Here is a 694-nt window from a genome sequence, read left to right as displayed (position 1 = left end):
GGTATCAACATGGAAGGCCAAAAAGAACTGTTAGGTATGTATGTGTCTAAGAGTGAAGGAGCTAACTTCTGGCTAGAAGTTCTTACGGATCTTCAGAACCGTGGTGTTCGAGACATCTTGATTTGTTGTATTGATGGTCTCAAAGGCTTCCCAGATGCCATCCAAAGCGTATTTCCTGAGAGTTCTGTGCAGCTCTGTATTGTCCATCATATACGCAATTCTATCAAGTATGTTGGCAGTAAGCATCAAAAGGAGTTTATCAAGGATTTAAGAACAGTATATGGTGCAGTAAACAAAGACTCCGCTGCTGCTAATTTAGACCTGTTAGAGTCTAAGTGGGGAGAGATGTACCCAATTGTCATCAAGTCATGGCGTGACAATTGGGAACGTCTGACAGAGTATTTCCAATATACTCCAGTCATCCGTAAACTCATTTATACGACCAATACGGTTGAGGGGTATCACAGACAGGTAAGAAAGGTCACAAAGACTAAAGGGGTCTTTCCTACGGATAATTCTTTGGAGAAGCTTGTGTACTTAGCTTACCGCAACATCCGTAAGAAATGGACTATGCCACTGGCAAATTGGGGACAAATTTCTCAACAATTGGCAATAAAATTTGGAGATAGATTTAAAATTATGTAACTTTGCAGCCGAAAAGGCTTCCCTGCTGGGGGCATGCCCCCAGCAGGGA

Annotated in this window: 1 protein-coding gene; it reads left to right on the top strand. The window is 42.4% G+C overall.

Annotated elements, in window-relative coordinates:
• A partial coding sequence (locus tag RF640_RS18955) for an IS256 family transposase (protein WP_368828666.1) occupies positions 1–645 on the top strand: 645 nt, incomplete at its 5' end.
• Positions 646–694 lie beyond the last annotated feature (49 nt).

This window comes from Kocuria sp. CPCC 205231 (assembly GCF_040980965.1).
In the GTDB taxonomy this organism is placed as follows: Bacteria; Actinomycetota; Actinomycetes; order Actinomycetales; family Micrococcaceae; genus Kocuria; species Kocuria rosea.
The sequence above is the reverse complement of the archived record's forward strand: the minus strand, read 5'-3'. Positions and strand labels throughout refer to the sequence as shown.